At 68.2% G+C, this 613-nt stretch carries 2 protein-coding genes; both read right to left on the reverse strand.

Going from position 1 to position 613, the window contains the following annotated elements; all coding sequences use genetic code 11:
* Positions 1 to 237: hypothetical protein (locus CKO23_RS25105; protein ID WP_200336313.1), on the reverse strand; the 237-nt coding region annotated here is incomplete at its 3' end.
* Positions 221 to 613 (reverse strand): FliG C-terminal domain-containing protein (locus tag CKO23_RS25110; RefSeq protein ID WP_274600261.1); only part of this gene is annotated, 393 nt, incomplete at its 5' end. The genes CKO23_RS25105 and CKO23_RS25110, both read right to left, overlap by 17 nt.

Genomic DNA, 613 nt, shown 5'->3' on the forward strand with positions numbered 1-613 from the left:
GCCGGCTTGCTGCCCTGCGGCGGCGATCTTCGCCTGCCACTCCTCGGGCGTGGGCTCGGGCGGCACCGCCGGCTCGGCCGGCATCTCGGGCTCGGGCTCGCCGTGGAACGAACCGGGCTTCCAGGCGGCGAAGTCGCCCAGCTCCTCGCGCGGGATGAAACGCGTGTAGGCGCTCGCCGGCTTGCTGCCCTGCGGCGGCGGGACGTTGCGGAAACCGTGTTTAGAGGAACTGCTCATCACCACCCGTGCTCAGCATGATCTGCCCTTCGTCGGCCAGGCGGCGGACGGTCTTGAGCATCTCCTTCTGTTCGGCCTCGACCTCGGACAGGCGCACCGGGCCGCGGGACTCGAGGTCCTCGCGCAGCGTCTCGGCCGCGCGCGTGGACATGTTCTTGAAGATCTTCTCGCGCAGCCCCGGCGTGGCGCCCTTGAGCGCGACGATCAGCGACTCGGACTGCACCTCGCGCAGCAGCGCCTGGATGCCCTTGTCGTCGATCTTCTCCAGGTCGTCGAAGGTGAACATGTTGTCCATGATCTTCTGCGCCAGCTCGTTGTCGGCCTCGCGCACGAAGTCCAGCACCGAGGTCTCGACCGAGCTGCCCAGCATGTTGAG

This window comes from Thiocystis violacea (assembly GCF_016583565.1).
Taxonomy (GTDB): domain Bacteria; phylum Pseudomonadota; class Gammaproteobacteria; order Chromatiales; family Chromatiaceae; genus Thiorhodococcus; species Thiorhodococcus violaceus_A.